The 26,054-nt window shown below is 69.2% G+C and carries 22 protein-coding genes; 7 read left to right on the plus strand and 15 right to left on the minus strand.

What is annotated here, in order from left to right:
• Positions 1-12: 12 nt before the first annotated feature.
• Genes Aco04nite_RS25630 through Aco04nite_RS25645 form a run of 4 tightly spaced genes read right to left on the minus strand, consistent with a single transcriptional unit; the run spans position 13 to position 7,019 of the window.
• Complete coding sequence (locus tag Aco04nite_RS25630; protein WP_212999915.1) at positions 13-873, minus strand: universal stress protein; 861 nt, start codon at positions 871-873, stop codon at positions 13-15.
• Positions 870-3,533, minus strand: a complete 2,664-nt coding sequence (locus Aco04nite_RS25635; protein WP_212999802.1) for a bifunctional acetate--CoA ligase family protein/GNAT family N-acetyltransferase — start codon at positions 3,531-3,533, stop codon at positions 870-872. Before Aco04nite_RS25635 ends, Aco04nite_RS25630 begins: the two co-directional genes overlap by 4 nt.
• 10 nt (positions 3,534-3,543) lie before the next feature.
• On the minus strand, positions 3,544-4,416 hold the full coding sequence (locus Aco04nite_RS25640) for a universal stress protein (RefSeq protein WP_212999803.1): 873 nt from the start codon (positions 4,414-4,416) through the stop codon (positions 3,544-3,546).
• Positions 4,417-4,436: 20 nt separating this feature from the next.
• Positions 4,437-7,019, minus strand: coding sequence for a cation-translocating P-type ATPase (locus tag Aco04nite_RS25645; RefSeq protein WP_244876286.1), 2,583 nt, complete (start codon positions 7,017-7,019; stop codon positions 4,437-4,439).
• A gap of 287 nt (positions 7,020-7,306) precedes the next feature.
• On the opposite strand from Aco04nite_RS25645, the gene Aco04nite_RS25650 reads away from it, so the two are divergent.
• On the plus strand, positions 7,307-7,768 hold the full coding sequence (locus Aco04nite_RS25650) for a universal stress protein (protein ID WP_212999805.1): 462 nt from the start codon (positions 7,307-7,309) through the stop codon (positions 7,766-7,768).
• Between the two features lie 82 nt (positions 7,769-7,850).
• Here Aco04nite_RS25650 and Aco04nite_RS25655 read toward each other — a convergent pair whose 3' ends face one another.
• The 5 genes from Aco04nite_RS25655 to Aco04nite_RS25675 form a co-directional block, all read right to left on the minus strand.
• Complete coding sequence (locus tag Aco04nite_RS25655; RefSeq protein ID WP_212999806.1) at positions 7,851-8,093, minus strand: DUF1918 domain-containing protein; 243 nt, start codon at positions 8,091-8,093, stop codon at positions 7,851-7,853.
• A 304-nt stretch (positions 8,094-8,397) separates the two neighbouring features.
• On the minus strand, positions 8,398-9,825 hold the full coding sequence (locus tag Aco04nite_RS25660; RefSeq protein ID WP_212999807.1) for a DUF4389 domain-containing protein: 1,428 nt from the start codon (positions 9,823-9,825) through the stop codon (positions 8,398-8,400).
• An 86-nt stretch (positions 9,826-9,911) separates the two neighbouring features.
• The gene (locus tag Aco04nite_RS25665) at positions 9,912-11,528 is read right to left on the minus strand and encodes an ABC transporter permease (RefSeq protein WP_212999808.1); all 1,617 of its coding nucleotides are present in this window, start codon (positions 11,526-11,528) and stop codon (positions 9,912-9,914) included.
• Positions 11,521-12,501, minus strand: coding sequence for an ABC transporter ATP-binding protein (locus tag Aco04nite_RS25670; protein WP_212999809.1), 981 nt, complete (start codon positions 12,499-12,501; stop codon positions 11,521-11,523). The genes Aco04nite_RS25665 and Aco04nite_RS25670 overlap by 8 nt, the downstream gene beginning before the upstream one ends.
• Positions 12,502-12,505: 4 nt before the next feature.
• Complete coding sequence (locus tag Aco04nite_RS25675; RefSeq protein ID WP_212999810.1) at positions 12,506-13,096, minus strand: DoxX family membrane protein; 591 nt, start codon at positions 13,094-13,096, stop codon at positions 12,506-12,508.
• Between the two features lie 256 nt (positions 13,097-13,352).
• Here Aco04nite_RS25675 and Aco04nite_RS25680 point away from each other — a divergent pair, with 256 nt between their 5' ends.
• From Aco04nite_RS25680 to Aco04nite_RS25695, 4 genes are all read left to right on the plus strand, one after another.
• The gene (locus Aco04nite_RS25680; RefSeq protein ID WP_212999811.1) at positions 13,353-14,246 is read left to right on the plus strand and encodes a universal stress protein; all 894 of its coding nucleotides are present in this window, start codon (positions 13,353-13,355) and stop codon (positions 14,244-14,246) included.
• Positions 14,247-14,357: 111 nt separating this feature from the next.
• Positions 14,358-15,341 carry an Acg family FMN-binding oxidoreductase gene (locus Aco04nite_RS25685; protein WP_212999812.1) on the plus strand — a complete coding sequence of 328 codons (984 nt, stop codon included), beginning with the start codon at positions 14,358-14,360 and terminating at the stop codon, positions 15,339-15,341.
• Positions 15,342-15,427: 86 nt separating this feature from the next.
• Positions 15,428-18,013, plus strand: a complete 2,586-nt coding sequence (gene adhE, locus Aco04nite_RS25690) for a bifunctional acetaldehyde-CoA/alcohol dehydrogenase (RefSeq protein ID WP_212999813.1) — start codon at positions 15,428-15,430, stop codon at positions 18,011-18,013.
• 74 nt (positions 18,014-18,087) lie between these two features.
• Positions 18,088-18,384, plus strand: coding sequence for a hypothetical protein (locus Aco04nite_RS25695; protein WP_212999814.1), 297 nt, complete (start codon positions 18,088-18,090; stop codon positions 18,382-18,384).
• A 43-nt stretch (positions 18,385-18,427) separates the two neighbouring features.
• On the opposite strand, the gene Aco04nite_RS25700 is transcribed toward Aco04nite_RS25695, so the two are convergent.
• From Aco04nite_RS25700 to Aco04nite_RS25725, 6 genes are all read right to left on the minus strand, one after another.
• Entirely contained in the window at positions 18,428-19,402 is a 975-nt protein-coding gene (locus Aco04nite_RS25700; protein ID WP_212999815.1) for an Acg family FMN-binding oxidoreductase, read from the minus strand.
• Positions 19,403-19,513: 111 nt separating this feature from the next.
• Positions 19,514-20,029 (minus strand): flavodoxin family protein, encoded by a 516-nt coding sequence (locus Aco04nite_RS25705; protein WP_212999816.1) that lies wholly within the window; start codon positions 20,027-20,029, stop codon positions 19,514-19,516.
• Between the two features lie 94 nt (positions 20,030-20,123).
• Positions 20,124-21,095, minus strand: a complete 972-nt coding sequence (locus tag Aco04nite_RS25710; RefSeq protein WP_212999817.1) for an Acg family FMN-binding oxidoreductase — start codon at positions 21,093-21,095, stop codon at positions 20,124-20,126.
• Positions 21,092-21,955, minus strand: a complete 864-nt coding sequence (locus Aco04nite_RS25715) for a universal stress protein (protein WP_212999818.1) — start codon at positions 21,953-21,955, stop codon at positions 21,092-21,094. Before Aco04nite_RS25715 ends, Aco04nite_RS25710 begins: the two co-directional genes overlap by 4 nt.
• Before the next feature lie 9 nt (positions 21,956-21,964).
• Positions 21,965-22,924 (minus strand): Acg family FMN-binding oxidoreductase, encoded by a 960-nt coding sequence (locus Aco04nite_RS25720; RefSeq protein WP_212999819.1) that lies wholly within the window; start codon positions 22,922-22,924, stop codon positions 21,965-21,967.
• Between the two features lie 73 nt (positions 22,925-22,997).
• Positions 22,998-24,725: a GAF domain-containing sensor histidine kinase gene (locus tag Aco04nite_RS25725; protein WP_244876287.1), complete on the minus strand. Its 1,728-nt coding sequence runs from the start codon at positions 24,723-24,725 to the stop codon at positions 22,998-23,000.
• Positions 24,726-24,840: 115 nt separating this feature from the next.
• Here Aco04nite_RS25725 and Aco04nite_RS25730 point away from each other — a divergent pair, with 115 nt between their 5' ends.
• A complete protein-coding gene (locus Aco04nite_RS25730; RefSeq protein WP_212999820.1) occupies positions 24,841-25,284 on the plus strand; it encodes a CBS domain-containing protein in 444 nt (147 codons plus the stop codon).
• A 52-nt stretch (positions 25,285-25,336) separates the two neighbouring features.
• Positions 25,337-25,981, plus strand: a complete 645-nt coding sequence (locus Aco04nite_RS25735) for a response regulator (RefSeq protein WP_212999821.1) — start codon at positions 25,337-25,339, stop codon at positions 25,979-25,981.
• The last annotated feature ends 73 nt before the right edge of the window (positions 25,982-26,054 follow it).

A 26,054-nucleotide genomic window follows, 5' to 3' on the forward strand; every position in this document is an offset into this window, starting at 1 on the left:
CACCAGACTTCACTACTTGCCGTGGACCACGGCCACGGTGCAGGCAGAGTGGCGCAGCAAATGCTGGCTGACCGAACCGAGCAGCATGCCCAGCGTTGCTCCGCGTCCCCGCGTCCCGACGACCAGCAGTTGGGCGCTCTTACTGGCTTCGACCAGGGCCGCCGCCGGGTGCTCCACCACAGCGTCGGTCGAGACGTTCAGCTGCGGGTACTTCTCGCGCCAGCCGGCGACGAGCTCGTCGAACGGGCGACGTTCGTCCGCGGTCACGGCTCGGGTCACCAATGGCGTCTCTTCCCACAGCCCGGTCACCGGCGCCCACGCACGGATCACGCGCAGGTCGACGTTGCGGGCGACGGCCTGCTCGACGGCGAAGCCGAGCGCGAGCTGCGCCGACGCGGAGTCGTCGACGCCGACCACGATCGGCGCGTCCGCGGCCGGGGTGCCGCGGACCACGATGACGGGGCACTCAGCGTGCGCACTGACCGCGACGCTGACCGAGCCGAGCAGGCCGGTCACTGCGCTGTGCCCGCGGCAGCCCAGCACGATCAGACCTGCGTCGGCGGAGCGGCCGATGAGCTCGAGCGCGGCGCTGTTGCTGACGATCGCGATGTGGGTGTGCACGGACGGGTGGGTCTGCTTCGCCGCGGCGACGGCCTCGTGCAGCGCGCCCTTGATGGCACGGTCGGTTTCACCGTCCGGCCAGACGGACGGAGCGGGGATCGTGGAGGTCGCCGGCAGCCAGGTGGGCCACTCGTAGGCGTACAGGAACTCCACCGCTGCTCCGGTGCGGGCGGCTTCGTCGAGTGCCCACTGAGCGGCTGCCTTGGCGTCGGGGGAATGGTCGTAGCCGACGACGATTCTTCGGGCGGTCATGATGGCGTCTCCTCTCGGGAGGGGTCGGCCGGACGCAGGGCGCGAAGCATCGGGTCCGGCTCGGCGCCGGTCGGCGCCAGCCGTAGCTTCGCGTCGACGGCGACGACGCCGTCGGGTCCGGCGAGTACGGGGTTGAGGTCAAGCTCGGCGACCTCGGCGAAGTCCTCAGCCAACCGGCCGAGGCGCAGAAGAAGGTTTTCGAGCGCGGCCGTGTCGATCGGCGCCGACCCGCGGTAGCCGGTGAGCAGCGGCGCGGCGCGCAGGCTGCGCCACATCCGGCCGGCGTCGAGGTCGGTCATCGGGACGAGTTGCAACGCGCGGTCACCGAGCAGGTCGGTGTGCACGCCGCCGAGGCCGAGCAGGACGACCGATCCGAACAGCGGATCATGAACGACACCGGCTACCAGCTCGACCGGTGCGGACACCTGCCGCTGCACCAGCACCCCGGCTCCGGCCCGGCCGGCCGCGGCGACCGCGTCGAACGCGTCGTGGACCTCTTCGGGACTGGTCAGGCCGAGTCGTACACCGCCGGTGTCGGACTTGTGGACCACGGCCGGATCGGCGGACTTGAGCACCACCGGGTAGCCGAGTCGGTTCGCGGTAGTGACAGCGGCAACCCGGGAGGTCACCGTCGCCGCGGGAAGGACGTTGATGCCGTAGGCGCCGAGGATTTCGGCGGTTTCTTTGTACGGCTGCCAGCCGCCACCGCCTGCCAGCGCTCGGTCTACGGCCGCACCTGCGGAAGCGGCGTCGATTCCGGTGATGTCAGGGCGGCGGCCGAGAGGTTGCCGTCGCCAGTCGGCGTACCTGGCGGCGTGCCCGAGTGCCCGCACCGCCCTTTCCGGCGATTCGTAGACGGGTGCGCCACGCATGCCGATGCGCGTGACCGCTTCCTCGCCGCCGATCACCACCGCCGCGACCGGCAGGTCGGCGTGCTGATCCACCACTTTGCCCAGAGCGGCGATGATCTCAGCGGGATCGTTGGCCCGTGTACCGATGACGATCAGCAGCAGCATGTCGGCCTCGCCGCTGTCGGCGAACGCGGTCGCGACTGCGGCGAACGCAGCGGGGGTGGCGCCGGCGCCGAGATCGATAGGGTTGCCGTGCCCGGTGAGCGGTGGCACGGTCAGGCTGGCGACCTCCGCGGCGTCGGCGGCCAGCACATTCAACCCTCCGGCGTTGCTGACGACGGCCAAACGCGGGCCGGCCGGTAACGGCTGGTCGGTGAGCATCCGCGCGGCGTCGATCAGGTCACCGAGGTTGTCCGGGCGGATCACACCGGCCTGGGCGAAGAGCGCATCCACGGTTGCAGTGGGCGCCGCGGCCGCTGCCGTGTGGGAGGCGCCGGCCCGGCGTCCGGCATCCGAGCGGCCACTCTTGAGGGCGAGCACCGGCTTGCGGCGTCCCAGGGCGCGCACCGTACGGGCGAACTTGCGGGGATTGCCGAACGATTCGAGGTAGAGCGCCACGGCACGGGTGGCCGGGTCGTCGTACCAGTAGGCGATGAGGTCGTTGCCGCTGACGTCCGCCTTGTTGCCGAGCGACACGAACGTGGAGATGCCGAGGTCCTGCTCGAGCAGGGCGATGCCGACTGCGCCGGACTGGGCCGCGACCGCGAGGCTGCCCGTCGCCGGAACGTGCGGCGCGAAGCCGGCGTCGAGCCTGATCGAAGGGTCGGTGTTGATGACACCGAGGCAGTTCGGCCCGATCAGTCTGATGCCATGCCCGCGAGCGAGCCGGATGAGGTCATGTTGGCGTTGGCGGCCGTCCGGCCCGTCCTCGGAGAATCCGGCGCTGAGCACGACCGCGCCGCGGACGCCGATCTTCGCGCCGTCGGCGAGCACTCCGGCAACCTGATCCGCGGGTACAGCTATGACCAGAAGGTCGGTCGGTGCCGGGAGGTCACGTACCGAGCGGCAGGCGGGGATACCTTCCGGCGCCGCGCCGCTGTGGTTGACCGCGTACAGGCTCCCGGTGAAGCCGTACTCGCGAATCGCCCGCAGCGTCTCGTAGCCGACTCCGCCGGGTCGGTGGCCTGCGCCGACGACCGCAACCGAGGTGGGTGACAGCACCGCGCGCAGTGACGCCCGTTCCGCCGCTCGGTCTCGCGCGTCGACTGCCTGCCCCACGGTTTCCTCGTCGCGGACGGCAAGGCCTACGTCCACGATCCCGGCGTCGAGCCGCGACCACGAGTCCGGGCTCAGGTCGCGGGTCACGCGCAACATCGCGGTGTTGCCCGGCAGTACCTCGCCGACCAGTTCCTCGATGCCGTGGCGGCGCGCCCGGGCGGCGAGGTGCTCCAGCAGCAAGGTGCCGATTCCACGGCCGCACTGCGCGTCCGCGACGAAGACCGCGAACTCGGCACGCCGCCCATCTCGATGCGGAGAACCGCACGAAGCGACTCCGACCAGCGCGTCACCCTCGGCGGCCAGCATCGCAACGTGGCCGTCGGACTCCGGCGCGCATAGCCGGTCCACCTCAGCGGCGAGACTGGCCGAACTCGGTGCGGCGAAGAACCGCAGCCGTAGGCTCTCCTCGCTCGCTTTGTCGTACAGCCTGGTCAGGCCGTCTCGGTCGCCCGGCTGGACCGGCCGGATCGTGACGATCCCACCGTCGGCGGTCAGAGCGTCTACTGCGTCGAGTGCAAGATCGGCGGTCATAACCTGCTCCTCAGGCCGGTTGCGGCCGGACGATATAGACCGGGCAGGCAGCGTGGTGCAGCAGCTGCAAGGTCGTCGAGCCCAGCAATGCGCCGGCGAGCGGCCCATGGCCGCGGTTGCCGACCACCACCAGGCGGGCATGCCGGGAAGCCCGCTCCAGGGCAAAGGAGGCGCTCTCGTGGGTCACTACCGTCTCGACCGGCACATCCGGGAACTTCGCGCGCCACGGGGCGACCTGTTCCTCGAAGCGCTGCCGTTCAGCTGCGTCCTGCTCGGGCGTGTCGACCGTCGGCGGTGCCACGTCGGAAAGCCAGAGCGGAATCACCGGAAGATAGGTACGGACGAGATTCAGCGAGCAGCCGTGCTCGTTCGCCGCGGTGAACGCAGTTTCCAACACCATGTCCGCTGCGGGCGAGTCGTCGACACCGACGGCGATCGGACCGTCGACGGCTTCGGCCGGTCCGCGCACCACTACCACCGGGCACGAAGCATGCGTGGCGACGCGCTGGCTCACCGAGCCGAGCAGCAGGCCGGCGAAGCCGCCACGACCACGGCTGCCCAGCACCAGCAAGTCCGCACCCTGGGACACCTCGAGCAGCCGCGGGGCGGCGTTCCCGATCAGAGTGTCGGTCTGCACGGTGATACCCGGTGCGACGTCCCGGGCTCGATCCCACGCCGCGGCCACGATCGCCTCGGCGATCTTTCGGGCGAGGTCGACGAACTCGCTCCCGATGGTGTAGCGGGCGCCCTGCCATTCCCAATCGAAGGCGTGCACGATACGCAGTGGCACATGGCGGCGGTCAGCTTCCTGAGCCGCCCAGTCGACGGCGTTGTTGCTCGGGTCGGTGCCGTCTGTACCGACGACGATGCCCCTGATGGTCATGGCCCGTACCCCTTTCGGTCTCAGCTTTCAGCGTGAGATTTGTCGATGAAATGCGGCAGGGCGGCAGGTCCCCGTCCGGCGGGCCGGAAGTCCCGTATCCAGCGATGCACGACAAGCAGCGCAAGCCCAGGAATCACGGCAACGGCAGCGCAGGCCAGCAACTGCGGCCAGGTCAGCGCTTCTGTGCCGAGCAACGTGCGCAACGGTGGCGCCAGTACACCGGCGACCTGCAAGACACCGGACAGGGCGACGGCTGCGACCAAGGACCAGTTACGCGGCGCACCCGGTACGGCCTTGGCCCGCACGGCGAGGGCGACGCCGAGCTGGGCCAGACCGAGCACGACGAACATGACCGACTGCCATGGCAGGTCCCTTTGCTGGGCGAACACTCCGGACGCCAGGACCACCGTTGCCAGGCAGACGCCGCCCGCCAGCACACTCGCCAGCAGTCCGTCACCGAGTACCGACTCCTGCGGCGAGCGGGGCTTACGCTGCAATACATCGGCTTCGGCCGGCTCGGCGCCGAGCGCCACACCTGGGATGCCGTGTGTCAGCAGGTTGATCCAGAGCAGCTGCCCCGGCAGCAGCGCCACGGGCATGCCGAGCAACGGACCAGCGAGCATGACGAGCAACTCGGCGATGCCGCCGGACAGCGCGTAGCGCAGGAATCTGCGGATGTTGTCGTAGATCCGGCGGCCCTCGCCGATGGCATCGGCCACCGTGCCCAAGTTGTCGTCGACCAGCACCAGCTCGGCGGCCTGCCGGGCGACCTCTGTTCCGCCGCCCATGGCGATGCCGATGTCGGCGCGACGCAGTGCGGGGGCATCGTTGACGCCGTCGCCGGTCATCGCGACTACCTCGCCGCGCTGCTGAAGGCCGGCGATGATGTCGAGCTTCTGCTCCGGCTGCGTTCGGGCGTACACCCGGGCGTGTTCGATGTCGTCGGCGCTCAGCGGACCGGCGTCGCCGACGGAGACGCGTTCGCCCGGCCGGAGGATGCCGAGCTGGGCGCCGATCGCCGCTGCGGTTGCGGGGTGGTCGCCGGTTATCAACAGCAGACGTACGCCTGAGGCTTCGAACGCCTCTGCGGTCGTCCGTGCGTTCGCCCGCAGTGGATCGCCGATGCCGACCAGCCCGACAGGTTGCAGCGGGGGAGGGTTGGCCGGGTCCGGCTGAGTGGCGGTGATCGCTGTCGCGAGGGCCAGCACCCTCAGTCCGTCTGCGGCGAGATCAGCCGCAGCGCCGCGCAGGTCGGCGTCTGTCTCCGGATCCAGGACGCTTTCGGGCGCTCCTTTGCGCACCACCAGGTAGGTGCCATCGCGCAGATGGTGAACAGTCGTCATTTGCCGAGTCGCCTGGTCGAAGGGATGCTCGGCAGTACGGGGCGAGTCGGCTCGTTCAGCGGTGATGTCTAGACCGCATCGGGCAGCGAAGGTGACAAGCGCGGCTTCCATCGGGTCACCGGCCGCGGTCCACTCGGATCGCTGCTCGCCGGGTGCGACAAGATCCGCGTCGTTGCAGAGCAGGCCGGCGCGGGCGATCAGGCGCAGCGTTTCCTGGTCGTCGGGCGATCCCTCACCCACGTGGACCTCACCGTCCGGTGCGTAGCCGGCGCCGGTGATCACGTACCGGGCGCCACTGGCAGTGACGGCCTGCTGGACCGACATGCGGTTCTGGGTCAGGGTGCCGGTCTTGTCGGAGGCGATGACGGTGACCGAGCCGAGCGTTTCCACCGCGTGCAGCTTGCGGGGTATCGCCCTGGTGCGGGCCATCCGCCGGGCGCCCAGCGCTAAGGCGAGCGTCACCACGGCCGGCAAGCTCTCCGGCACAGCCGCGACGACGAGACTTACTGCGGTGATGGCCATCCGGGCCAGGGGTTCACCGGCGAGCACGCCGACAGCGAAGACGACGGCGGACACCGCGATCGCGGTGATACCCAGAACGCGCCCGAGGCTCGCGATGCGCCGCTGCAGCGGGGTCGGTGCCGGCTTCGTACGAGAGACCAGAGCCGCGATCCGGCCCAGCGAGCTCGAGGCCCCGGTCCGCATGACCAAGCCGGCGGCTCGGCCCGTGGTGAGTACAGTGCCCGAGCCTGCCTCTTCCCCCGCCGCCCGGTGCACCGGCACGGACTCGCCGGTCAGCGCCGATTCGTCGAAGGCGGCACGCTGCGCTTCCGTGAGGTGGAGGTCGGCCGGAACGACGTCACCGGCCTCAAGGCGTACGAGATCACCGGACACCAGCTGCGAAGCCGGAAGAACGACATCGTGGCCATCGCGCACGACGCGCGCGGTGGGCGCGGCAAGCTGGTCGAGAGCCGCGATCGCGGAGTCAGCTCGGATTTCCTGCAGCACACCGATCAACGTGTTCAAGGTTACGACGAGCAGGATCACGGCCGTGTCCGGGATGTCGCGAAGGGCCGTCGTGACGACGGCGGCGGCCAGGAGCAGCGCCACCAGCGGGTCCGCCAGCTGCCGGCCGATGCGTCCGGCCAGTCGGCGCGGAGCCGGCGCTGCGACGGTGTTGAGGCCGTCAGCCGCCAAGCGTTCGGTCGCTTCCGCAGTGGTCAAGCCGGTAGGGGCGGTCGGGACGACAGTGGTCTCCACGGCTATTCCTCCCATTGGTGTCAGCTCCACGCTGCGCCATTGAGGACCCGTCCGGCAGGGCCGAAAGCCCCAGCTACGTGGGACCGTCCTCAGCGGGGGACGTCGTGCCGAAGGTGCGGACAACGGGCCCTTCGGCACTGTCGACGCCCGCTGCGTCGAAGCATGGTGAAGGTGTGGCCGGCGACATGTCAGCTGCTCGGAACGGCGGTTCGCCGTGTATCTCTCTGTCCTCCTCGCTGGGCGCCAGACACGAACGCCGGCCACACAGTCGCGATCGGAGGCACGTCATGACGCTCTACGAACTACACGACCCCACCGATGTGCGGGAGACCGACATCGTGGTCGGCGTCGACGGTTCGCCGTCGTCCACAGCGGCTCTGCGCTGGGCCCTTGCCCAGGCCAAGCTCGCGAGCGTACGAGTGCAGGCCGTTGCCGCGTGGGAGTACCCCACTTACTACGGCTGGGCGGGTGCGTATCCCTACGAGGACGTGTCCGTCAGCACCGGAAAGTACCTCGACGAGACGGTCCATCGGGTGATCGACGCCGAGAAGGCGGACGTTGAGGTGTTGCAGAGTGTCGTTCCCGGCAACCCTGCCCAGGCCCTCATAGACGCCTCTGCCCACGCCGCACTTCTCGTGGTCGGTTCCCGGGGGCACGGCGCCTTCGCCGGCGCTCTGCTCGGATCGGTCAGCCAGCACTGCGTACACCACGCGCATTGCCCGGTCGTCGTGGTGCGCGGAAAGAGCTGACGACGTCGGCGCGCCCGTGTCCTCACCCCCCAAGGGTGAGGACACGGGCGCGCCACCCTGAGTGGAGGTATGAAGCGCCGACTTACGCCCGGTTGGCGTCGGCCGGCACGTCGGAGTCGGCGGAGTTCGATCCGGTTGAGTCGCCGCGCTCGATCCGCGCTTCCTCGCCGGGAAAAATGAGGGACTTCCGGCCGTCGTCGAGCCAGCGGACCTCGTACGGCGGAGCCCCATCATCGTGCCGGACGGCGATGACTGTTCCGACACGGCGGCCATCCGCCGTAGAGGTTCCGTCGACGGTGATCCGGTCACCGACTTGAGCGAACATGGCGAACGCCCCTTCCTCGCTGTAGGTGATTGCCCACCGGCTCCGTGCCGAAGGAACAGATGACGCCGTTCGTCGACGGCTGCAGGCGGTTGATCGGTCGGCCGCCTCGTCCGACTGCTGCCTTGCCGCTTCCCGCAATCTGTGCCGTCGTGACAACGATCCCTCGACAGCGTGCAGAGGGTCAGAGGCTTTGGCCCAGCCTGAGGGTGGCACTCGGCCTTCCACTGAGGTGCCGTGAACCGCCCGAGTCTCACGACCGCAGGGCTTCCCCGTACCGCGTTCGGTGCGGGGAAGCGGTTGGCGATCACACGCCGGCCGTAACCGGCGGTATCGGCTGGGGAACCGGACCGATCGGCGGTGGCGGACCGTTGTGCCGAAGGCCGAGACCCCATCCGCCGAGCACGATCAGGCCGATGGCCAGCATGGCGAGGATGCCGCCCAGGGCGAGCAGGCCGCCTCCCCAAGCGGCCGAGGCCGGGACCTGGAACGCGCCACGGACGTCCGCAGCCACCCCCGGGGAGCCGTCCGCGTTGACAACGACAACGGCGTACTGGCCGTCCACCATGTTCCACTCGAGCGTGGCTTGCGGTCCGGTCGCCGAGGCCACCCAGAACGTCTGGGACGTGGGATCGGTGACCGCGAGGACATCACCGGGGACGCGGTCATAGTCGGGTGTGCCGTCGCTGAGGCCGGTCAGCTCGTCGTGTGCGGTTCCGCTCAGCCAGGCGTCGATCGAGTGCTGCGGGGCGATGCCGATGAACAACGAGCGCCCGTTCGAGGAGACCGCATTCAGCCGTAGTCCGCCGGTGTCGGAGATGCCGCGTGTCCAGGCGTCGGCGTCGGTGATCGTGAGATCCTCCGCTGTGACGGCCGCGGTGGTGCTCGTCAGGTCGACCGCGGGTGAGGTCACGTAGCCGGTGCTGTCGTGCCGGCTGTCCACGGCGAGCAGGATGCCGCCGCCGATCGCCGCTCCGGCCGCCGGGGCCAGGAGCATCACTCCCACCACCAGCGCGATGGCTGAACCGGCCCCGGACCTCGTCTCGGCATGGGCGGCATGCGGCGGCGGGTCACCATCCGGGCCATCGGGCTCCATCCCGCCTTGGTCCAGCCGGAAGGGTGGGTACCGTGGCGTGAGCAGGGTCAGATAAGCCAGGACGCGCAGATTCCACCGGGCGATGCCGATCAGCAGGCGGGCGAGTCCCCGGGGGTAGTGGCCGGTGAACAAGAGGGCGAATCCGGCGATGAGCAGCGCAGCGGAGACCACGCCGATGGGCGCGGCCGTGCGAGCGTCGCCGGCCGCCGGTGACCACGTCGCGGCCCCGTTGAGCGCCCCGATGATCAGGAGGTGCGGGATCGCGAACACCCAGGCCACCAGCGGTAGCCAACGCGGCGGCGGGCCGTCCGTGCTGTCCAGCCGTACGCGTGCCGGGTAGTCGGGCACGTCGGCGAGGGTGAAGGGCGGGTACCGATCTGTGCCGAGCACCTGGTAGCCGTAGTAGCCGACCCGCCAGCTCCAGCGCAGCACTCCCAGGTTGTAAGCGCGGATGGCGACCGGGTAGTGGCCGGTGAACAGCACCGCCAGGTAGGCCACCAGAGTGAGCACCACCAGGCCGGTCCAGAGCACCAGCAGAGCGAGATAGTGCGGGACGAGCAGGATCCACTTGACGAGCCACAGCCAGCGGCTCAGTGGCTCCTCGTGCCTTGCCTCGACCCGCACGGGATAGCGGTTCATGACACCTCCCGAGGCTTTCCTCCAGTTCATCGCCGAGAAACCGTGTCCAACAGGGCCGGAAGCCCTGCGAGCCGCAGGCACAACGGTCAGACGAGACCCGCCCGGCGACGGCGGGCCACAGCCAGCGCGACCAAGGCCCACGCGGCAATCGCCGTGAGGTGGCCCCAGGCGAATCCGGCACCCGTGCCGTCCGGTCGCGTTGCGGTGAGAAGCGCCTGCAGCAGATGCCGCAGCGGGAACAGGTCGGCTAAGGCGGTGAGTTCGCCGGGAAGCGGCTGGTCGCCGACCACGAAGATCTCCGACAGGAAGGACAGCGGTAGGAGCGTCCCGAGGGTTACCGCGACCAGCGACCGCGCCCGCGGTAGGAGGGCAGCCAGGGCAGCGCCCATCGCAGAGAAGCACAGCGAACCCAGAACGGCCGCGAGCAATACGGCGGGCAGGCGCGCCGCGTCAAGGCGTACGCCCAGGAAGCCGATGCCGATGGCGGCGAGAACCGTGCCGCCCAGAAGCGCGGTGAGCAGGGCAACGCACACCCGGCCCGCGACATACGCGCCGAAGGGCAGGGGAGTGCCCAGAAGCCGTTTCAACACGCCGGCGGTACGGGCGGCGACCAAGCCCTCAGGCATGTCGACGTAGGCGGTGACCGCGATGGTGTACGCCGTGAGACCGGCGAACAGGTACTGAGCCATTGCCATGCCATGCACTCGGGCGTCACCGAAGACCGTGGGAAAGAGCGCGAGCAGCATGGCCGGGAAGATCAAGGCGAAGAAGACAGAGAGTGCATCGCGGCGCATGCCGAGGAGCGCGTACGAGATCTGGCCGTGCAGCGCCATGAACGGTGACCTGCGGCCGGGTTCCAGCGGGTTCGAGAGATGCGTGCGCGCCGGGCCGGGTGTTCGCGTCGAGGCCGGTCCGCCGCCGAGCTCGTGGGGCGTCCAGCCGTAGCGGTGTCGTGCGATGAGCACGCCGACGACAGCCCAGACGGCCAGCACGGCCAGGTGTTGCGGGGAGAAGCCTGCACCGGCGCCAGGGCGGAAGGTCTCAGCCGTCGCCAAGGCGAGGTGCTTGAGCGGCAGGAAGGATCCGAGGAGTTCCAACGGCTGCGGCAGGTCCACGTTGACGATGAAGACGTCGGAGACGAAAGCCAGCGGGATGAGGATGCCCTGTGCCAGTGCTTGAGTCGCCGTCACGGTTCTGACCGACGACGCCAGAGCGATGCCCAGAGCGGCGCAGCACGCGATGCCGAGCGCCAGGGTGATCAGCATGGCGGGGACCTTGTTCCACACGATCTCGACGTCGTACGCGAGAACGCCCACGGCCGTCAGCAGCAGCACAGCGGACCCAGCGGCAACCGCCGATGCGCAGATGCGTGCCGCGACCACGGCTGCCGCTGGTATGGGGGCAGCGTGGAGCCGAAGAAGGACGCCGCTCTCGCGCAGCACGGCCGTCTCTACCGCTGTCAACGTGAAGGAGGCCTGAGCGACTCCGAACACTGCGAACGGTGCGACCAGGAACTGCGTCACCGGAACGCCTTCCTCGGTGGTCGCACCGCCCACGATAGTCCCCACGATGATCAGAAAGGCGAGCGGAAACGCCAACGTGAAGAAGGCGGCGAGAGGATTGCGCAGAGAGGCGCGGACCGCATGAGCGGTCATGAGCCTGAACGGCTTCTGCGGCCGGGCAGGGACATGCTCGTCAAGCATGGTCTGCCTCCCCGGTCAGCGCGAGGTAGGCGTCCTCCAGCGTCGGCGGAGCGACCGTGAAGTCGGACAGCTCGATGCGACGGTCCCTCGCCCATTGGATGACCTGCCAGCTGTCCGCTAACGGATCGCGGGACAGGACACGTACGTGATCGCCGTGGATCTTGGGTGGAGCGCTCGTCGCCGGCATCTCGGTTGACGGCGGGGATGGCGGCAGCCGGAAGCTGATGATGGTGGGCAGGCGGCTCTGCGCTCGAAGTTCGTCCGGCGTTCCGACCGTCAGCAGCTGTCCGGCGCCGAGCACACCGACCCGGTCGGCGAGACGCTGCGCCTCCTCCAGATAGTGCGTGGTCAGGAGGATCGTCGTGCCCAGGTCACGCAGTCGCGCCACCAGCTCCCACGCGTGATGTCGAGCGGCCGGGTCGAATCCGGTGGTCGGCTCGTCCAGAAAGAGAAGCTCGGGAGCGCCCGCCAGGCCGAGAGCGAGATCCAGGCGACGCCGCTGGCCGCCGGACAGGCCCTTCACCCGTACCGTCCGTTTGTCCCCGAGCCCGACCAGGTCGATCAGTTCGTCCGGATCGTGCCGGCGAGGAAACAAGCCGCACTGCAGGCGGACCAGCTCTCGGACGGTGAACTCCTCCTCGAATCCCGCGGACTGCAGCACCACTCCGATGCGAGCGCGGTAGGCCGACCCACCCGTCGCTGGATCGAATCCGAGCACGTCGACGGAACCGGAGTCCCGGGCGCGATAGCCCTCGAGAATCTCCACGATGGTTGTCTTGCCGGCGCCGTTCGGGCCCAGCAGGGCGAAGATCTCGCCGTCGCCGACCGAGAAGCTGACCTGGTCGACGGCGTGCACCTGACCGTACGTCTTGGTCAGGCCCTGGACCACGATGCGGTCCGTGTTGCCGCACGCCGGATCGCCCGGCCGCGCTCGATGCGGCCGGGCGACGTTGTGCCTTCGGTGGGTATGCATGGCTTCAGATGAGCCAGCGGTTCTTCTGCACGATGGGCAGGGACGCCCACCACTTGCCCAGCCCCCAGGTGTGACCGGCGTAGGTCAGCGCCAGGACGATGCCGGCGAGGCCGTAGATGATGTGGTAGTCGACGATCGGGTTGGTCGACATGCTCGGCTCTCCGGCGGCCGTCGTGGAGTCCAGCGGCCACTCGGCGGCCCACATCAGGGCCATCATGAGGGCGCCGGCTCCGGCGGCGAGGCGCATGCCGATACCGAGGACCAAGGCCAGGCCGATGGCGAGCAGGCCGAGCATGAACAGCCAGTTGGCCCAGGGGGCGCCGGCGATGTTGTGGAAGAACGTCTGCAGCCAGCCGGGGCCGACCTCGACGCCGGACAGAAAACCCTTGGTGGGGGAGCCGCCGTTGATCCAGGCGCGCTCCGAGGTGGTGGCGAAGCCCCACCCGAACAGCTTGTCGAAGAACGCCCACAGGAAGACGAAGCCGGTGGAGATGCGCAGCACTGCCAGCGACCTCGCGGCGGTCGTGGTGAGCATTGAGCCGGGAGCCTCGACGCGTTCCAGGTGAGTGGCTGAGCCCCGGCCGATGGTTGTCATGGTGTCCTCCTTCATCGATGTCTGTACCTCGAGACTGCGCCGGTCATGGATGTGAGTCGTGAGGCCATGTACCTGACCTGCGCGGGACGAAGGTCCTGGCACGGTCAACGGGGGTGATGGGTTCGAGGTGGCCAGATCGCGTTCCGGGACGAATGGCCCGGCCTGTGGTGCCTACAGGCCGTGATGCGCATCGCTGTTGGGCGCCTAACTTGCGACTATGCACAGCGACGTATCGACACCTAGGAACCGGCCGGTCGTGGTCGGGGTGAACGGATCACGCATTGGTCCGGCATTGGTCGATCTCGCGGTGACGGAGGCCGCTTTGTACCGGGCTCCGTTGCTCATCACGCACGTCTGGCCCGGCCGGTACGCCGGCGCGTACCGCGGCCATGGCGCCGTGCCCTCACGCGCGGATGCAGAACGGCTGCTCGAGCTGTCGGCCGGCCGGGCCCGTCAGCTCGCTGCGAGCGTGCCGGTCACCACCGAGCTGCTCGACGGCGGAGCCGCCAACCAGCTGGCCGAAACCTCGCGACGCGCCCGCCTGCTCGTCTTAGGTCATCGTGACGAGGTGTACGCCCGTCCGACGTGGGGCTCCACCACCGCTTACCTGGCCCACCAGAGCAGGTGCCCGGTGATGGTCTATCGCGGGGTGGTGCCCGTCGACGGCCCTGTCGTCGTGGCGACCTCGTCCCGGCCGGAGGAGTGTGACGCCACGCTTGGCTATGCCTTCGAGCGTGCCGCTTTGGTGAGCGCGCCGTTGACGGCAATACACATCTGGACCAGGCCTGGCGCCGCGGACGGCATCCCGCCGATCGTCCGGCCGGGAGCGTACGCCGAAGAGCGGGCGGTCGCGGACCAGGCATTGGCCGAAGTGCTGGCCGGTTGGACGGCGCGTTTCCCTGACGTGCCCGTCGAGCGGCTTGTCGTGGGCGACTTCGACATGGCGCTGACCATCGAGCGTGCTCTGCGGCGTGGTCGCCTCATGGTGGCGGGAATCGGGCAGAGTGGCAGCTTCGCTGAGCTGCTCTGCAGCGCGCGTGAGGCGCGCGCTGTCGTGCGGAAGACCAGCCCGACGGTATTGGTTCCGCGCGAGTCTGCACGCCGTGGGAACCCGGTGGTGAGCCTGCAGTACCCCCGCGATCGGGTCTAACGGCCCTACGGAACTCATCGAGCGCCACGACAGTCTGGAACCGAGCCCACCGGTCCTGGCGTACGCCCGGTACGGAGGTTCCCGACGCGGCCGGCTCGACGAGGAGGAGCAATGTCCACCACGATCACACCGCTGGTCCGGGAGGTCCTCCCCGAGTGTGTCCGCACGGCGACGGGCGCACCTTCCCTGCACAACAGCCAGCCGTGGAAATTCCGGATCGAGGGCGCCCGCGTCGATGTGTACGCGGACCCGTCGCGGCGTCTGCACGTGCTGGACCCGCAAGGCAGGGAACAGCTGGTCAGCGTCGGTGCGGCCCTGTTCACCCTGCGCCTCGCGGTCCGGCGCAGCGGCTACCGCTCCGACTACACGCTGTTCCCCGACACCGACGAGCCTGACCTGGTGGCGAGATTGACCGTCACCCGGCCCTCGCCGGTTTCCCCGGCTGCGGAGGCGCTCGCCGCTGCAGTCGCCCATCGGCACACGAACCGATGGCCCTTCGCGCAGATACCGGTTCCCCGCGAGGCGCTGGATCGGCTCCGTGACGCCGCCCGCCGAGAAGGTGCGGTGCTCGCGCTGGCCAACCCCGCCGGCCGCGATGTCGTCCTGCGCCTGGCGCGCGTAGCAGACGAAAGACTCCGTCAACGGCCCGGCTACTGCGAGGAGCTCGCCCGCTGGACCGGAGACCGCGTACGGAACGACGGTGTGCCGCCGGAGGCGATCGGCCCCTGGGACGCGCTGGAATCCGTTCCGGTCCGCGACTTCACCGAGGCGTCAGCCCAGCGCCGGAACGGCGAGGCGTTCGAGCCGTATCCGACGATCCTGGTCCTCGCCACCGAAGGCGACCGGAAAGTCGACTGGGTGCGGGCCGGGCAGGCCCTGCAGCGGACGCTTCTCACCGCCACCTGGCAGGACCTCGCGACGACGCCGATCAGCCAGCCCGTCGAGCTGCCGGCGGTCCGCCGCCTGCTCATCGAGCCCGGCTCGGGGCTGGCGGCCCAGATGGTGCTGCGCGTCGGTTACGGGCGTGCCGTCGAAGGCTCGCCGCGGCGACCTTTGTCCGAGGTGCTCCTGAAGTCCGATCACCGCCGGTCCTGAGCTCTGCGTGCGCAACGACCGGGAGTCGCTGACCCCGGGCAGGTTCTTCGGTGCCGCTTGACCGCGGCGCCTCGAGAGGAGACGCAATGACTGCCGGGGAGATGGTGGACGTCCTCGTGTCCGATGGCCTGCGCGCGCTCGACGAGTACGCGGCCTTCGATCAGGAACAGATCGACCACATCGTCAAGAAGGCGTCCGTGGCAGCCCTCGACCAGCACGCCACGCTCGCCCGGCTCGCCGTCGAGGAGACCGGCCGCGGTGTGTTCGAGGACAAGGCCGTCAAGAATTTGTTCGCCTGCGAGCACGTCACCCACAGCATGGCGAAGCTGCGCACCGTCGGGGTCATCGCCGAGGACGACATCAACGGCATCGTCGAGATCGCCGACCCCGTCGGGGTGATCGCCGGGATCACACCGGTCACCAACCCGACCTCCACGACGATCTTCAAGGCGCTGATGGCGCTGAAAACCCGCAATCCCATCGTCTTCGCATTCCATCCGTCGGCGCAGCAGTGCAGCGCCGAGGCTGCTCGCGTCGTGCGCGACGCCGCCGTCGCCGCCGGCGCCCCACGACACTGTGTCCAGTGGATCGAGCAGCCCTCGGTGGAGAACACCACCGCGCTCATGCACCACCCCGGCATCGCGACGATCCTCGCCACCGGCGGGAACACCATGGTCCGGGCGGCCTACTCCACCGGGAAACCCGCGCTCGGCGTCGGCGCCGGCAACGTGCCCGCGTACGTCGAAGCGAGCGCGAACCTGACCCGCGCCGTCCACGACATCGTGCTGTCCAAGTCGTTCGACAACGGCATGATCTGCGCCTTCGAGCAGGCCGTCATCCTCGACGACGCCATCTACGAGCAAGCCCTCGCCGAGTTCGGCAGACTGCACGCGCACGTCGCTACCCCCGTCGAGAAGAGGCAGCTGGAAAAGTTCATTTTCGGTGTGGCAGCCGACGGCGCAGGCTGCGACGGCGACCGGCTCAACCCGGATGTCGTCGGCCGTACCGCCGCCTGGATCGGCGAGCAGGCCGGCTTCAGCGTGCCACCGCAGACCTCGGTGATCCTCGTCGAGGTCGCCGAGGTCGGCCCGCGGGAGCCGTTGACCCGCGAGAAGCTCGCCCCGGTGCTCGCCGTACTCCGCGCTCCGTCGCGGGACGAGGGCCTGCGCTACGCCGCCGAGATGGTGGAGTTCCACGGTCTCGGCCACAGCGCCGTCATCCACACCGAGGACGACGAGCTGGTCAAGGAGTTCGGCCGCCGAATGAAGGCAGTCCGGATCATCTGGAACTCACCGGCCTCGCAGGGCGGCATCGGCGACATGTACAACGCCTTCCTGCCCTCACTCACGCTCGGATGCGGCAGCTACGGCGGCAACTCCGTGTCGAACAACGTCTCGGCGGTCAACCTGATCAACATCAAGCGGATCGGCCGCCGCACCAACAACCTGCAGTGGTTCAAGGTTCCCTCGAAAATCTACTTCGAGCCGCACGCCATCCGGTACCTCACCGACATGCCCGACGTGCAGCGCGTCACCGTGGTCACCGACGAAACGATGACCCGGCTCGGCTTCGTCGACCGGATCAACCGGGTCCTGCAGAGCCGGCCGAACCAGGTGGCGCTGCAGATCATCGACGACGTCGAGCCTGAGCCACGGATCACTACCGTGGACCGCGGGGCCGCACTGATGCGCTCTTTCCGGCCCGACACGATCATCGCGCTCGGCGGCGGCTCCGCCATGGACGCGGCCAAGGTGATGTGGCTGAAGTACGAGCATCCCGAGGTCGACTTCGACGACATGCGGGAGAAGTTCTTCGACATCCGCAAGCGGGCCTTCGCCTTCCCCGCCCTTGGCGCCTTGGCCCAGCTGGTGTGCATCCCGACCACGTCCGGCACCGGGGCGGAGGTGACCCCGTTCGCCGTCATCACCGACCATGTCACCGGTAAGAAGTACCCGTTGGCCGACTACGCGTTGACACCCACGGTCGCCATCGTCGATCCGCAGCTAACGGCCAGCCTGCCCCGGGCGATCGCGGCGGACAGCGGTTTCGACGCCCTGACGCACGCGATCGAAGCCTACGTCTCGGTCTACGCCAACGACTTCACCGACGGGTTGGCTCTGCACGCCATCCGCCTCATCTTCGCCAACCTCGAGCAGTCCGTGGTGGCCGGCGATGCGAAGGCGCGCGAGCACATGCATAACGCCGGAACCGTCGCGGGTATGGCCTTCGGCAGCGCCTTCCTGGGCATCGTCCATGCCATGTCGCACACCCTCGGGGCGACGTTCCACATAGCGCATGGACGCACCAACGCGGTGCTGTTGCCGCATGTGATCCGCTACAACGGCACGATTCCCTCGAAGCTCTCGGGGTGGCCGAAGTATGAGAGCTACCGTGCGCCCGAGCGGTTCGCCGACATCGCCCGGATGCTCGGCCTGCCCGCCGCGACACCGGCCGACGGAGTCGCGTCGCTCGCGGCTGCCGTCGAGGCCCTACGAGACGCGGTCGGCATCGAATCGTCCTTTGCCAAGCTGGACGTGGATGAAAGCGAGTTCCTGGCCGCTCTGCCCCGGCAGGCCCTCAACGCCTACGAGGATCAGTGCGCACCGGCCAACCCACGGATGCCGATGCTGGAGGACATGCAGCATCTGATGAAGGCCGCCTACTACGGCTGACCGACGTCGTCGCCTCGTGGAATCTGCCACGCGCTCTGGAAGAGGCCGACCATAGTTCTCGGGAGGTGAGGACGATGTTGTTCCTGCTGGTGGCGACCCTGGTTCTCGGGGCAATGTGCGTCCTTCCGTTCATGTACGGCTGGCAAGACGTGGCCGCAACGAAACGCCGAGGAATGACCGAGGACAAGAAAGAATCGGAGAGCAAGCAGCCGTGGCAACCGGAGAGCCTGGAAGGCGTCCTGGTCGCCCAGCTGATGGGCGCCGAGATCACCCTCGGTCAGTACTCGCATGAAATGGCGAAGATTGCCGCTCGAGACGACGAACGCCATCCCCTCTCGATCCCACCGGAGCAAGGTGCCGCCGGGGTGTAGGAGCTGAGGGCCGGCTTCGGTGTGCCGATGAAACGACCGCGTGTCAGTCTGCGATTTGCTGGAGAACCTCGGTGACCGGGCGTCGGGGCGTGGTCGGCGCCGACGGCCCGTACCCCAAGCGGACAACCATCTGCGCGAATCGGCCGGAGCGTCGGTCGGCCAGCACCTCACGGATCGAAGGGATCTCCACCGGCTGACTGATCGGGGTGGTGGACAGGTGCCGCCTGGTCGCGCTGAGCAGTACCCGCTGCAGCGCCTGCCCGGCACAGACCCAACTGGCCGGCTCGTCGCCACTGGTGGTCAGCACTGCAATGGTGGGGTGTCTCTCGAACCGTTCACCCCGCCGCTGGAGCTGCGGGTGGACGATGCCGAAGTCTCGCATCGGCAGCCGTTCCATAGCGTCCCACGGGCCGAACGCGGCGGCCGGCACACCGTCCCGGCGTCGCGCCATGGGGCGGGTCCACCGGCCCATTTCTGCGCGGTAGCCGTCGGAGCTGCGCAATCGACGCTCGGCCTCTCGGCCCAGGCCCGCGATGATGGTGCGGCTCGCGGGGCCGGCGATGGTGAGCTCGGCGCCTTCGTGGTCGGCCGCCGCTCGCAACTCCTCGATCACGTCGGCCGGAACGACTTTCGCCTGGAACGGCTGCCGGTTGGTATGCCGGTGGGCGATGGCATCGGCGAGGCCCGACAATGCCGCGGACGGCTTGGCGAAAGGACCCGGCCGGACGACGGCCACCAGGTCAGGGCGATCGATGTCCGGCAGGATCGCCAGCTCCGGGACCCGGCCGACACTGCGGAGCGCCAGCCTGAGCGTGAATATCGCGGCACCTACGCTGATCAGGAGTTCCCGGCCGTCCGGGTCGAGCACCTCGAGCTGCCGGTCGCGGTCCACGTACACCTCGACCGTCTCGCCTACCAGCCGGAACCGCCACGGTTGGCTGTTGTGCAGCGACGGCGCCAAGGTCGCCGTTCGAACGCACTCGACGAGTTCCGGTGTGGTGAGAACGGATCCGTACATCGCTTCCTCTGCCTTCACGGTAGGACGACTCCGGGTTACCGAGCAGAGCCGTTGGACTCGGATGCGGGTTGGTGTCGATCAGCAGTCGGTGGTCTGTCGAGTCGACGTCGCTCAGACCCGGTGGCCTTCGGGCAGCAGTGCCGCGGCCAGGTCGGCGGCCCAACGGCGGGCGCGGTCGAGCTCGCCATCGGCCAGCGGCCCCTGGGTGCCGTTCACCAGGAAGCTTTCGGCCGGTTGCAGGATCCGACAGCCGAGCCTCCGCAACTGGCGCTGCGCACTTCGTGCCGCGGAGCCCGGAATGAACGACTTGTTGATCTTCGTGTCGAATGCCGCGGCAGCCGTTCCGGTGAGCATCGGTGACACGTCGAGATACTCACGCAAGCCCGGAGCGACGGCTTCCTCCCGGACCTGACCCTGCCGAGCGGCATCCTCACGGGTAGCCGGGCGACTGAGCCCGAATGCGTGCGTAGGACCACCAACCACCAGCAGATCCGCGTTCATGGCGGAAGGCATCTCGCAGGCGTGGGCGAGGGTGACGTCGGTGAGTTCCTGGAGCCTTTCAGCAATTACTCGCGCGACCTGCTCGGTGTTGCCGAACATCGACTCATAGACGACCAGCGCTTTCATGGTGACCTCCTGTCACGGGCATCGGACCCGGCGAACCGTCTCCCTTCACCGTCTCGCTGCGACAGTGCGCTCATCAGGGGCGCCCGGCCCCAACTCAGTGGCCCTTGGGCCCTTCCTGGACGACATCGGAGACGTCCCGCCGAGGGGAGGCCTTGCCGGGGGCGCCGTAACCGATGCGCAGGGCAAGCTGCGGGTAGCCGCTCCGGCCGAGCGACCGTCGCAGTTGATCACGTGCGGCCGGGACCTCGATCGGCTGGGAGATCATCGAGGTGGCCAAGCCGGCATCGGTCGCGGTGAGAAGCACCCTCTGAAGGGCCTGACCGGCGGTGAGCTGGTCGACCGGCCAGTCGCCGGGCACGCCGAGAACGCCGACCAGCGGCTCGGGCTCGTAGTCACGGCCGGGCGCGCGGTGCCGGTCGCCGAACACTCGTTGCGGCAGGAGATCCTGTGGCTCCGGCAGCGGCGCTCCGGCGCCGACCGGGATGCCGTCCGGTGCGTCGTCGGCGTGGACCCAGCTGACCAGTTCGGCCTGGTAGCGGTTGTCGCGGCGCAGCACCCGGTCGGCGCTGCCGGCGATCTCGGCGAAGCCGGCCAGGGCCGTCATGCCGACCAGCAGGTCGAGCCAGGCCGATTCACTGCGCGCCGCCTCGATGAGGCGCATCCGGGAGTCGGCCGGTACCGCGTCGGGCCAGAACGGTGCCCGGTTGCTGTGCCGGCGGGGGATGGCGGCGTACAGATCTTGCTCGGCGTAGGTCGGTGGGCGCTCGGGACCAGGAACGAGCCGGGCCATCAGGTTCGGCTCGGCGGTGGACGGGCGCAGGTGCACCTCGGCCGGCCGGCTTCTGACGGCGAGCGCCAGACGGGCGTTGTAGGTGGCGGCGCCGCAGGCGAGACGGATCGCCCAGCCTGATCGGTCGGCGACGGCGAGCTGGCGGGAGTGATCGGCGAGGATCTCGACGGCACCGTCGCGCAGCCGGAAAACCCACGGCTGGCTGTTGTGTATCGACGGAGCCTGGATGCCCGCCTTCGCCGCCGCGGACAGATCCGCGTCGTTGTAGCCGTTCACAGCGGGTCTCCCTCGCGTTGGTCGAGCGGGACGACAGCAACCGGGCAGCGCGCTTCGGTCGCCACGGTCAGGGGCACGTCGCCGGTGCGGGCGCGGCCGATGACGCCCCGGCGTTTGTCACCGATGACCAGCAGCCGGGCTTCCGCGCCCGCTCCGATCAATGCGTCGGCCACGGACCCATGGAGTACTGCTCGCCGGACCGCCACCGCCGGGCACTTCAAGGCCCATGGCTCCGTCTCAGCGGCGAGAAGTTTCAGGGCCGCCGGTTCGGCGGCGAAGTGTGTGGAAAGTGTGGTGTCGTCATAGAAGTAGTCATCCTGGTCGGCCGCCGAAACATGGACCGCGGCCAGCGGCAGGCGATGTTCAGCGGCATAGGCAAATCCGAACTCTGTGGCAGCCTGACCAGCCGGTGTCCCGTCCACACCCACGACGACGTGACCGGCGAGCGGCCCACCACGGCTGGAGATGCTGTTGGGCCGGACGATCACGACGGGGCAATGCGAGTGCCGCAGCAACCGCCGTACCGTCCGGCCACCCTCGCCCGCGCCCACTATCAGCAGGCGGACGCCGATGGACGCGTCGACCAGGGCAGCGGATGGTTCGCCGCTACGGATCTGGAGGGCGACCCACTGTCCGCCGAGGCGCGTTTGCGTCTTCGCGTACGCGCGGGCGAGCGGCGGATCGACCAACTCGACCTCGGCCGGTGTCGGCCGGCCGGTCGGTCGATCCAGCGGCGAGCCGGGTGCGCACACGTGCAGCAGCACCAGCCGAGCCCCGGTCTGCTCAGCCTCGTCGGCCGCCCAGGCCAGGGCCGGCCAGCTGCCGGCGCCGCCGACGCCGACCGCGATCGAGCGGCCCATGGTGGTCACCTACTTCGTGATGATGATGACGTCGCGAAGATCCCGGCGCGGCGCCGCCGGGACCGGCTCACGGTCTTGGCGGTAGCCCAGTCGGACGACGAGGTACGGCTCACCGATGTCGGCGACTAGGCCACGCAGCAGGTGGCGGGGCCATTCGGCCTCGACGGCGTCGCTCAGCGGGGCGGTGGCCAGGCCGTCGGCCGTCGCGAGCAGCAGCAACGCAGACAGCGCTTCGCCGCCGCGGAGCAGGTCGATGGGCTGGTCGCCGTTGCCGAACAGGACGACGTAGGCGGCGCCCTGGTCGTGGGCCGCGCCCGCATCGAGCTGTGCTGTGGCGTCGGGGAAGAAGTCCCGGACCGGCACGCGCCGTAGCTCCGGCTTGACCGCCGTGGCAGGCGGCACACCGTCGCCGGTGTATCCCGGCCGGCTGGTCCACTGGTGCAGGTCCGCGCGGTAGGCGGGGTCGTCGAGCTCGGCGCCGGCGGCAACCTCGGTCGAGACGGCCAGCATGGCGATCTGGTCGGGTCGTACCGTGTGCAGGTAAGCGCCCTCGGACTCGACGAAGCGACGTAGCTTGGTCAGCTCGAAGTCGGTCACCGGCCGGTCGCCGAAGGCCCGCCGGTCGGTTCGCCGCCGGGAGATCGAGGCGGCCATGCGGGTCGCTTCGGGGTCGGGCGGGATCGGGTGGCCGATGGTGATGCGAGCCAGCAGGTCGGATCGCCCGGGATCGGGCAGCCGTGCGACTGTCACGGACCAGCCGGCTGCGGCCAGGTAGGTGCGGGCGTGGTGCAGGGCAGCGCCGCAACTGAGTAGCAGCAGGCGGCCGTCGCGGTCGATGCTGTCGACGCGGCGCTGCGGGTCGGCGAACAGCTCCATGGCCTCGCCGGTGATCCGCCAGTTCCACGGCTGGGTGTTGAAGACCGACGGCGCGTGCTGGGCGGCGCGGGCGGCCTGCTCGAGCGGTGTCATGGGAAACCTCCGTACGTCTTCCCACCACCGTGCCAATTGCAAGCCTTGGCCGTTCAGGGCCGAAGGTCCTGTTTTACCCTCCGACCGGGACCCGCCACGTCAGCACTGTCCCCGTTCCGGTCGAGGGCGAGCCGACTTCGAACGTGCCGCCCAGGTCGTTCGCCCGTTCGCCCAGGTTGACGATGCCGCCGCGGGCGCGTGACGGGTCGAAGCCGACGCCGTCGTCCTCGACGCACAGGACGACCTCGCCGTCCGCCGTGCGTAGGGAGATCCGGGCGGTGCTGGCCTGCGCGTGCCGGGCGATGTTGGACAACGCCTCGCGGAGAACCGCGAGGATCTCGGGTTTGATGTCGTCGGGAATGGCGCTGTCGACCGGACCGGAGGTGTCCAGGACGGGCCGGAAGCCCAGCGCTTCGGCCGCACCCTCGACGGTCTCGTGCAGCTCGGCGCGTAGCGAGGACGGCCCGGTCGGGGTGCGCAGCTCGAAGATCGAGCGGCGGATGTCACGAATGGTGGCGTCCAGGTCGTCAACGGCGGCGTTGATGCGATTGGCCACGTCGGGCTTGCCTGCCTGATGCACGGCGCCTTGCAGGTGCATGCCGGTCGCGAACAGCCGCTGAATCACGACGTCGTGCAGGTCGCGGGCGATGCGCTCGCGGTCCTCGAGCACGGCGAGTTGCTGGCGCTCATCCTGGGCTTGAGCCCGCTCGAGAGCCAACGCGGCCTGCCCGGCGAAGGTCGACAGTTGCACGGCGTCCTCGTCGCTCGGCTGCTCGCCGACGGGCTGGGTCACGATGAGCACGCCATACAGGGTCCCAGCGGCTGCGAGCGGGACGGCCATCGCCGGACCGTCGGGTACCGAACCCGGCCACTCGGCCGCCGCACGGAGGTTTTCGACGGCGCGGACCCTTTCCCGCCCGAACTCGGCGGCTGCGGCCGGCTCGACCGGCACGAGCTGGCCGACGAGCTCGCCGCAGGACGGATCCGCACCTTCGGCAACCTCGATCGTGTACCGGGCGTTCGGCTCGTCGTACAGCATCACCATGACCAATTCGGCGCCCGACACTTCACGGGCGCGCCGGGCGATCAGCCGCAGCGCTTCGGTGCGCCGGACCGTGCCCAGGAGGACTCCGGTGATCTCTGCGGTGGCGGCGAGCCAGCGCTCGCGGCGCTGGGCCAGGGCGTACAACCGGGCATTGTCGATGGCGACACCGGCCGCGGCGGCGAGCGCGATGACAATCTCTTCGTCGTCATCGCTGAACTCGTTGGCACCCTGTTTCTCGGCCAGGTAGAGGTTGCCGAAGATCTGGTCGCGGGTGCGGACGGGTACGCCGAGGAAGCTGTGCATCGGTGGGTGGTTCGGTGGGAAACCGTACGACTCGGGATGTTTGGTGATGTCGGGCAGTCTCACGGGCTTCGGGTCGGTGATCAGCAGGCCGAGCAGGCCGCGGCCGTGGGGAAGATCGCCGATCTTGGCGTGTGTCGCCGGGTCGATGCCGGAGGTGATGAAGTCGGCGAGGCCGGTGCGGTCGGCGGTGAGCACGCCCAGGGCGCCGTAGCGCGCACCGGCCAAGGCGCAGGCCGCTTCGACGATGCGCTGCAGGGTGCTGCGCAGATCCAGGTCGGCGCCGATGCCGACCACGGCATCGAGCAGCGAACGCAGCCTCTCCCGGCTGGCCATCACGTCACCGACCCGGTCGAGCATCTCCTGCAGCAGCTCGTCGAGCCGGATCCGGGAGAGCGGGCTGAGGCCGAGCGACGGCGGATCGATCCGGTCGTCCCCGGTGCGGCGTTCCACCATGGCGTCAGGTTAGTGCCCGGGCGTGAGTCGCGGAACGGCCTGAGTGTGATGACCTTCGGCCCTGCTGGGCCGAAGTGTTGGCGCCTACCTTCGGAGGTAGACAGGGAGGCGCGAGATGAAGTTGCGGCGTGTCGACGACGTCATGACTCGTGATGTTGTGACGGTGGATGAAAACTGTCCTTATGACGAGTTGGTGCGGCTCTTGATCCGCAAGCGGGTGAGCGGGCTGCTCGTGGTCAACCGCTTCGGGCACGTGCTCGGGGTGGTGTCGGAGACGGACCTTCTTCACCGTCTGCAAGCGCCGCACCGCCTATCGCTCAGCCGCCGTGGGCGTCGTCGACGCGCCAAGGCCACTGCTCGTACGGCGCGGGACCTCATGACTGCACCTGCGACACCGGTGAGGCGCTCCCTATCTGTGGAAGCGACCGCGGAACGCATGCTTGCGGCCGGCGTGAGGCGCCTACCGGTGGAAGACGAGTCCGGTCGCCTGGTCGGCATCATCACGAGAAGCGATCTGCTCCGGGCCGCCGTCGACGAGTCGTTGCCGCCGAGTCGGTAGGTCGGGTCTTTGGTCCCTAGGACAGTCGGCCGGCAGACGGTAGTAATGGGGGATGATCCGAGTCTTTCTGCTTGACGACCACGAGGTGGTCCGGCGCGGTTTGGTCGACCTGCTGCAGGCCGACGGCGACATCGAGGTGATCGGCGAGTCGGGCCTGGCCCAGGAGGCAACCGCCCGGATCCCCGCGCTGCGACCCGACGTGGCGATCCTCGATGCCCGGCTGCCCGACGGCAACGGCATCGACGTGTGCCGCGACGTGCGTGCGGTGGACTCGACGATCAAAGGGCTGATCCTGACCTCGTACGAGGACGATGAGGCGCTCTTCGCCGCGATCATGGCGGGTGCGTCCGGTTACGTGCTCAAGCAGATCCGCGGCAACGACCTGGTCGATGCCGTGCGCCGGGTCGCCGCCGGCCAGTCACTGCTCGATCCGGCGGTCACCCAGCGCGTGCTCGAGCGCATCCGGCACGGGGTCGAACAGCCCAGGGAGTTCGCCTCGCTGACCGACCAGGAGCGTAAGATCCTGGAGTTCATCGCCGAAGGTCTCACCAACCGCGAGATCGCCGCTCGCATGTTCCTCGCCGAGAAAACGGTCAAGAACTACGTTTCCAGCCTGCTGGCCAAGCTCGGTCTGGAAAGGCGCACGCAGGCCGCGGTGCTCGCCACCCGGCTGCTCGGTGAGCATCCACACGGCTGAACGAGATCATGGTGCCGGCCGGTTCCCTTCCAGGGGAGCCGGCCGGCGCTGTCTCGGGACCACGGTCGGGACC

The sequence above is a fragment of the Winogradskya consettensis genome (genome assembly GCF_018332715.1).
Classification (GTDB): Bacteria; Actinomycetota; Actinomycetes; order Mycobacteriales; family Micromonosporaceae; genus Actinoplanes; species Actinoplanes consettensis.